We start from the raw sequence: 5,549 nt of genomic DNA, 5'->3' as shown, positions 1-5,549 counted from the left end.
ATCTCCCACGAGGGACACGTGATGTTTGTCCAGGAACGGAGATAATGGCGCCCCTCTGTGCCGGCTGCGGCAACCCGGCCCAGCCCGGCGAAAGCCTGTGCGCGGAGTGCGAGAACAAGGTGCGGCAAGAACAGAAGAATGGAGTTTATCGAATGAACCATGCAAACCTCGCCCGGGCGATCCGTCTCAGGGCAGAAAAGATCGACAGCGAGGCCGATCACGACAGCGTGGATTACGACACCCGGAGGGATGATGCCGAGTTGCTGCGCTGCTTGGCTCGCATTCTTTCCGGTCTCTCGGTCAAGGATGCTTTCGGCGCCCCGGGGGACTGGGGGTACGGAACCCCGATCGGAGATGCGCTCTGCGAAGATTATGCCGCCGCCGGGGCTGCCGGCGGGCAGCGGGTCGCCCCCGCTGATGTAGAGAGGGTCGGGTAGCACCCGGCCACGACCCGGCCCGGGAGATGGCGCGCGGCGGCTCCGCGATCGGCGTATCCGATCATCCGCCATTATTCCAACGGGGAGTCAGGCATGAAGCTGGAACCAGGAATGTTGATCAGGACGAATTACTCAGGGCCATACAGGATCATCAAGGTTGAACGCGGCTGCACCTGCCGCAATTACAACCACTCCCGGCCGCATCTCCACCTCACCTGTATCTGCGAGGCCAGCGGTCAGAAAAGGTGGCTGAACAATTGGGATGAGGAAACCTTGCGCTCCTTTGACAAGACATACGCCGGCGGAAAAAGCGAGCGTGACTTCGACACGATCGAGATCCTCGAACACGATCGTCCCATTCAGATGTCGTTGTTTTGAGGAGACCAATATGACCACGACAATTGACGCTCTATACGAACGTATAGTGCTCATATCGATGGACCGGAAGCATTATGAAGCGCAACAAGAAACCGCACATCAACAGCATGATCTACGACGGTGATTTCTCGCTGCACTATGACTGTGCAGGTGAGGTTTCCTGCGCGTTTGCGCTCTGCGAGATCATGCCTCCCGATGAGGAGAGCATCTGCTGCTTTCGTGATCATGGGTCATGTCGGAATATTGCAGCGCAAAAGGCTGCCATCGAAGGGCTGCGTCGCAGACTGCAAAGCGCATTGAAACAGTTAGAGGATGAGGACGCATGATTACAGTTGCTGATTGCCTTGATTGCGACAACACCAGTTGCATCCAATGCGGGAAAGATGTTTGGGCCCTGCCGTATTGCATAAAGCAGCCAGTGCTCGACCGTTACAAGAAAGCGACCGTGCGCATACACAGTGATCGATGCAAGACATGTCTCCACAGGTTGCACCACTTGCCGGTTGCCAACCCATGCCAGAGATGCATCCACGCTGCGGAGAAGAAGCATGCCCAATGATGGAAAATGCGCACTCTGCGGGTATCGGGCTCCGGTGACCAGCTTCCTTGAGGCTGCGGGCAATGGCGACCTCGTGCCCGAGTATATCAAGCTCCCGCAAGAACTGCAGGCGCCGTTCTACAAATACATGGCTCTGTTCAAGCCGGCATCGGGACGGGCCATGCAGAACTCGAAATCCATTCGGCTGATACGGGAAATGGTGGCCTTGGTCAGCACGGGATACGTGTCGCGGAAAGGCAAGGTCGATCGGCCCTGCACCCCGTCCATGTGGGTGCGGGGCATCGAAAAGATGCTCGACCAGGCGAGCGGTTTGGAATTGCCGATGGAGAATCACAATTACCTGCGCAAGGTCGTGTATCAGCTCGCCGACCAGGCGGATGCCGGCGCCGAGCGGCAGCAGCATCAACAGATCCTCACCGGCGCCGCCCATGTCCACCGCGACGATCCGCCGCCGGCCGACGATGGACTGAGCCAGTTTGAGCGGGCGTATATCGCCGCGCACGGCTCCCTGCCGGAACCGGAACCGGATAAGGTCGCTGCCGCGGAACAATTGGTCTCCGATCTCGCCCGCAAGCTCAATGCTAAAAAATGAGGTGCGACATGGCGATGAACAGGAAGAGCGCGAAGACCGGCACCGCCGAGAACCGCCGCGGGCAGCTGGCCGCCATCCACGTGGCCCGCCGCGACCTGGGCATGGATGAAGACACCTACCGGCTGATGCTGCGCGAGGTGGCCGGGGCGGACTCATCCAAGGATCTGGACGCCGCCGGCCGGCGGCGGGTGCTGGATCACATGCGCCGGCTCGGCGGGCTCAGGAAGCCGCGCAAACGGGTGGCACAGCACCCCGGCACGCCCCACAACATCGACCGCGAGGCCATGCTGCAGAAAATCGAGGCGCAGTTGGCCGACATGCGGCTGCCCTGGGCCTACGCGCACGCGATCGCAAAGCAGCAGACCGGCATCGAGCGCGTGACCTGGCTGCGCAAGCAAGAGCATCTGGCGGCCGTGATCGCTGCCCTGCATGTCGAACAGGAAAAGCGCGGCCTGCTGACCCAGGTGGACGAATTGCTGGCGCGTGCCGGCATGAGCCGCGAGCAACTGGCCGCGCGGTACGAACTGGCAGGCAACTGGAGCCGGCGCCGCTCCACCCTGCGTGCGATCATCGCCCTCATCGGTCCCCTGCCGCAGGCCACCGCCGAGACCGGAGAAAACAAGAATGCCTGACAATCGGCTCACCAACCTGCCCGAGCAGTACCGCCCCCCGATCGACGATCTCCCCGGCGACATGCAGGTAATCGCCAAGGCCATAGAGATGGATTTTCCCGGACTCGGCGTACTGATCGCGCTGGCTCTGGCGCAAAGGGTGGGCGGTGGCCCCCTGTATGTCCGCCGGATGGATCGTCCACTGCTGGATTGGCGGAACGATCAGATCAGGGCCATGTACGATCGGGGTGAAATTACCATGCGGGAGTTGGCCTGGATGTGGCGGTTGAGCCTGTCGAGTGTTGAAAAAATCCTGGCCCAGCCGTCGACAAAGCAGAAAGCCCTGGAAGAGAAGCAGCTGAGGTTGTTTTGAACTCAGGGTCGGCACACCTTGCAGGGGATATATCCTGCTGCAATCGCCTCGGAACGACTGGAAAAGACCGCAGTGCAATGCTTGCATCCGGCGTGCCGGCAATCGGCGGCGTGGAATTTCCGCGAGTTGGTGTTGCCGATGTACGCGCCCATCGCATCGGCGGACGCAGAGACCAAGGTTACCAGCTTGCTCTCGTCGCCGCGTCGCCACTCCCAGGGGGGAACGGGGGCTTTGTCCCGCCAGAGGCCGATGCCGGCAGCCTGGGCGGCCTGCTGATATTGAGACCATTGGGAGCAGATCGGTTTCGTGCAATACTTGGTGTAGACCCAGGCCGCGCCGGCTCGGATCATGGCCTCGTTCACGCTTCTCTCGTCGCCATCGGTATAGACCACGGCCACGGTGCGGCCGTAGCGGTCGCGGTCGATGGGTTGCACCGTGATTTTACGACCAGCGAGAAGCCGCTGCACCGTGGTCGTGGCCAGATCGCCACCTGCTTGCCCTGCCTCCGGCGCATCGATGCCCCACAGCCGGATGTGGGGCAGATCGCCGTTGACCTGCGCCTTGATGGTGTCGCCGTCAATGATTTTGATCAGCTTGGCGGGGCTAGCCAGGGCGGTGACCGCCGCCGAGATAAGTATCAGGGCGACGATCCACCGTATTTTTTTGAGGCAGGACAATTACCACCCCGTCCCGTAATAATCCGGCGGGTAAACCGGGGGTTTCCATCTGTGCCCGCAATTGGTGCACACAAATATCGTTTTCTTGCTGCCGATTATTCCGCCGAGCAGGCCCACCGGACCGGCGACCACTGCCCCGGCGGCGGCCTTTATCAGGCCAAACCCTTTCGTGCCCACGGTGATGTCTCTTGATTCGCACTTGGGGCAGACCGGGGCGTCTTGTCGCGCCGGGGGTTGCACAGGACATCCGCAATGGATGCACGATTCAGCTTTATCGGAAATTTCTTTGCCGCATTCTTGGCAGTTGACGAGGGCCATGGTGTCTCCTTTGAGGGGGGGGAATGTCAGTATATCCGAAACAGGTGAAAATTGAAAACGTATTGACACCGGCGCCGTTTTTGGGCAATGTTACCCATACAGCCGCAAAAAACGGCTGCACGGGCTTGGCAGCCCGATCAACAGGCGGACGCACCGCCATTCTTTTGATTCGGCGGTTTTTTTGCGTCCAGTGCATGGCGAAGCTCTCTTCATTGGGCGGCGCTGTGCGGGAGGGGGCAACCCCTGCCGGTCCTGTTGCCGGTCTGCCAACCCGTACAGTGTCCGCCCTTTTTGCGTTTGGCAGCGCGGCAGGGCTTAAAATCCTACCCAACAGGAGGTAACGCCATGACCAGTACCACAACTTCCATCACCCCTTTCCAGTTTGAGTCAAAACAGGTTCGTACCGTCATCGAAAACGGCGCGCCCTTATTCGTCGCCATCGATGTGGCCGAGGCCCTGGGCTACAAACACCCAAAAGACGCAGTCGCGCGACATTGCAAGGGGGCGATGAAACGTCGCCCCCTTCAAACATCCGGGGGAGTTCAAGAGATTCGGGTAATCCACGAACCCGATGTCTACCGCCTGATCACCGGCTCACATCTCCCAGCCGCGCAACGATTCGAGAGATGGATATTCGAAGAAGTCCTCCCCGCCATTCGCAAGACCGGCGTTTACGCCAGCCCGACCGCCACCGCTCCTGCGCACCAAGGCCCGACCAAGGAGCAGTGCGAGCAATGCCGCCTCGACACCCGGTGCGCCATCTGGGAGATGCAGCACCAGATGCTGGCCAAGATTCCGTTGTGGAACAGCATCCGCAAGTACCACCAGAAGGATCTGACCAACAAGGAGATCGCCAAGCTGGTCAGCCTGAGCCCGGCCGCGTTGCGCCGGCACATGCGGGACATGCGCCAGTGCGGCCTGCTCTGCCCGCGCAACGAGCGGGAGTTGAAGCGGATGGAGCTGATCGATTTCCGCCACAGGTTCGCCCTGCCCACTCCCTACGGCATCAAGCCGCCTACCGGGCGGCAGCTGGAACTGTTCCCCATCGGCGTGATCGAAGGGAGGTGAGCCATGTGTACCGATTGCGATACCAGCCCGGCCGACCTGATCGATCACGCTCACAGTATGCTCTGTCTCCTCAACACCATGATTACAGCGACAGCGATCAACCGGGGATTGACGCTGTCTGCACGTGACCAGGACGGGCTGTGCTACATCCTCAGCCACATTGAGGATCACCTCGAAGCAGCCTTGACCAAACTTTAACGAACCATTAAACATCCAACAGGCACCGCCCGGTGTCGTTCCCGCAGGGGAGGTCGTTCCGGCCTCCCCTTTCTTGTTCCGTAACGTTACGGCTCTCCGCCGCCCCGGCAATACAGTACATATCCCCACGACAGGCAGAGATGCCTGACACCTCCAACAAAACGGGGCGGGCTCACAACCCGCCCCGTTTTGAGGTTGATCTGATCTGATCGCACAGAGAGCGAGCATATAGGGGCGGATGCCCCGGAGGTCCTATGAAAAAAAGTTGGTTGTACATCGCTATGGTGGCGGTTTTGGCAATCGGCAGTCCCGTCCGGGCTGAAGAAAAGCGGGTGACT

Annotated in this window: 10 protein-coding genes; 8 read left to right on the top strand and 2 right to left on the bottom strand. The window is 60.3% G+C overall.

From position 1 onward, the window contains the following. Positions 1-44 precede the first annotated feature (44 nt). From Q362_RS0117345 to Q362_RS0117320, 6 genes are all read left to right on the top strand, one after another. Positions 45-437, top strand: a complete 393-nt coding sequence (locus Q362_RS0117345; protein ID WP_028319656.1) for a hypothetical protein — start codon at positions 45-47, stop codon at positions 435-437. 93 nt (positions 438-530) lie between these two features. Continuing rightward, a complete protein-coding gene (locus Q362_RS0117340; RefSeq protein WP_157470316.1) occupies positions 531-815 on the top strand; it encodes a hypothetical protein in 285 nt (94 codons plus the stop codon). A 74-nt stretch (positions 816-889) separates the two neighbouring features. Further along, positions 890-1,141: a hypothetical protein gene (locus Q362_RS0117335; RefSeq protein WP_028319654.1), complete on the top strand. Its 252-nt coding sequence runs from the start codon at positions 890-892 to the stop codon at positions 1,139-1,141. Between the two features lie 222 nt (positions 1,142-1,363). After that, on the top strand, positions 1,364-1,966 hold the full coding sequence (locus Q362_RS22545; protein ID WP_157470313.1) for a hypothetical protein: 603 nt from the start codon (positions 1,364-1,366) through the stop codon (positions 1,964-1,966). 14 nt (positions 1,967-1,980) lie between these two features. After that, the gene (locus tag Q362_RS0117325; protein ID WP_084312960.1) at positions 1,981-2,598 is read left to right on the top strand and encodes a gp16 family protein; all 618 of its coding nucleotides are present in this window, start codon (positions 1,981-1,983) and stop codon (positions 2,596-2,598) included. Beyond that, positions 2,591-2,950: a hypothetical protein gene (locus tag Q362_RS0117320; RefSeq protein ID WP_028319652.1), complete on the top strand. Its 360-nt coding sequence runs from the start codon at positions 2,591-2,593 to the stop codon at positions 2,948-2,950. The genes Q362_RS0117325 and Q362_RS0117320 overlap by 8 nt, the downstream gene beginning before the upstream one ends. 2 nt (positions 2,951-2,952) lie before the next feature. Here Q362_RS0117320 and Q362_RS0117315 read toward each other — a convergent pair whose 3' ends face one another. Next, entirely contained in the window at positions 2,953-3,627 is a 675-nt protein-coding gene (locus Q362_RS0117315) for a thermonuclease family protein (RefSeq protein ID WP_051554464.1), read from the bottom strand. Beyond that, positions 3,628-3,945 (bottom strand): hypothetical protein, encoded by a 318-nt coding sequence (locus Q362_RS0117310; RefSeq protein WP_028319650.1) that lies wholly within the window; start codon positions 3,943-3,945, stop codon positions 3,628-3,630. A gap of 345 nt (positions 3,946-4,290) precedes the next feature. Here Q362_RS0117310 and Q362_RS21575 point away from each other — a divergent pair, with 345 nt between their 5' ends. After that, positions 4,291-5,013: a BRO family protein gene (locus Q362_RS21575; protein WP_051554463.1), complete on the top strand. Its 723-nt coding sequence runs from the start codon at positions 4,291-4,293 to the stop codon at positions 5,011-5,013. Between the two features lie 3 nt (positions 5,014-5,016). Next, positions 5,017-5,211 (top strand): hypothetical protein, encoded by a 195-nt coding sequence (locus Q362_RS0117300; RefSeq protein ID WP_028319649.1) that lies wholly within the window; start codon positions 5,017-5,019, stop codon positions 5,209-5,211. The last annotated feature ends 338 nt before the right edge of the window (positions 5,212-5,549 follow it).

This window comes from Desulfobulbus elongatus DSM 2908 (assembly GCF_000621145.1).
GTDB classification, from domain to species: domain Bacteria; phylum Desulfobacterota; class Desulfobulbia; order Desulfobulbales; family Desulfobulbaceae; genus Desulfobulbus; species Desulfobulbus elongatus.
This window is presented reverse-complemented; position numbering and strand designations above follow the sequence as displayed.

What these genes read in the sequence shown, in the direction of transcription:
- Q362_RS0117345 (WP_028319656.1), top strand. Translation starts at nt 45, where the DNA reads ATGGCGCCCCTCTGTGCCGGCTGCGGCAACCCGGCCCAGCCCGGCGAA.
- Q362_RS0117340 (WP_157470316.1), top strand. Translation starts at nt 531, where the DNA reads ATGAAGCTGGAACCAGGAATGTTGATCAGGACGAATTACTCAGGGCCA.
- Q362_RS0117335 (WP_028319654.1), top strand. Translation starts at nt 890, where the DNA reads ATGAAGCGCAACAAGAAACCGCACATCAACAGCATGATCTACGACGGT.
- Q362_RS22545 (WP_157470313.1), top strand. Translation starts at nt 1,364, where the DNA reads ATGCCCAATGATGGAAAATGCGCACTCTGCGGGTATCGGGCTCCGGTG.
- Q362_RS0117325 (WP_084312960.1), top strand. Translation starts at nt 1,981, where the DNA reads ATGAACAGGAAGAGCGCGAAGACCGGCACCGCCGAGAACCGCCGCGGG.
- Q362_RS0117320 (WP_028319652.1), top strand. Translation starts at nt 2,591, where the DNA reads ATGCCTGACAATCGGCTCACCAACCTGCCCGAGCAGTACCGCCCCCCG.
- Q362_RS0117310 (WP_028319650.1), bottom strand. Translation starts at nt 3,945, where the DNA reads ATGGCCCTCGTCAACTGCCAAGAATGCGGCAAAGAAATTTCCGATAAA.
- Q362_RS21575 (WP_051554463.1), top strand. Translation starts at nt 4,291, where the DNA reads ATGACCAGTACCACAACTTCCATCACCCCTTTCCAGTTTGAGTCAAAA.
- Q362_RS0117300 (WP_028319649.1), top strand. Translation starts at nt 5,017, where the DNA reads ATGTGTACCGATTGCGATACCAGCCCGGCCGACCTGATCGATCACGCT.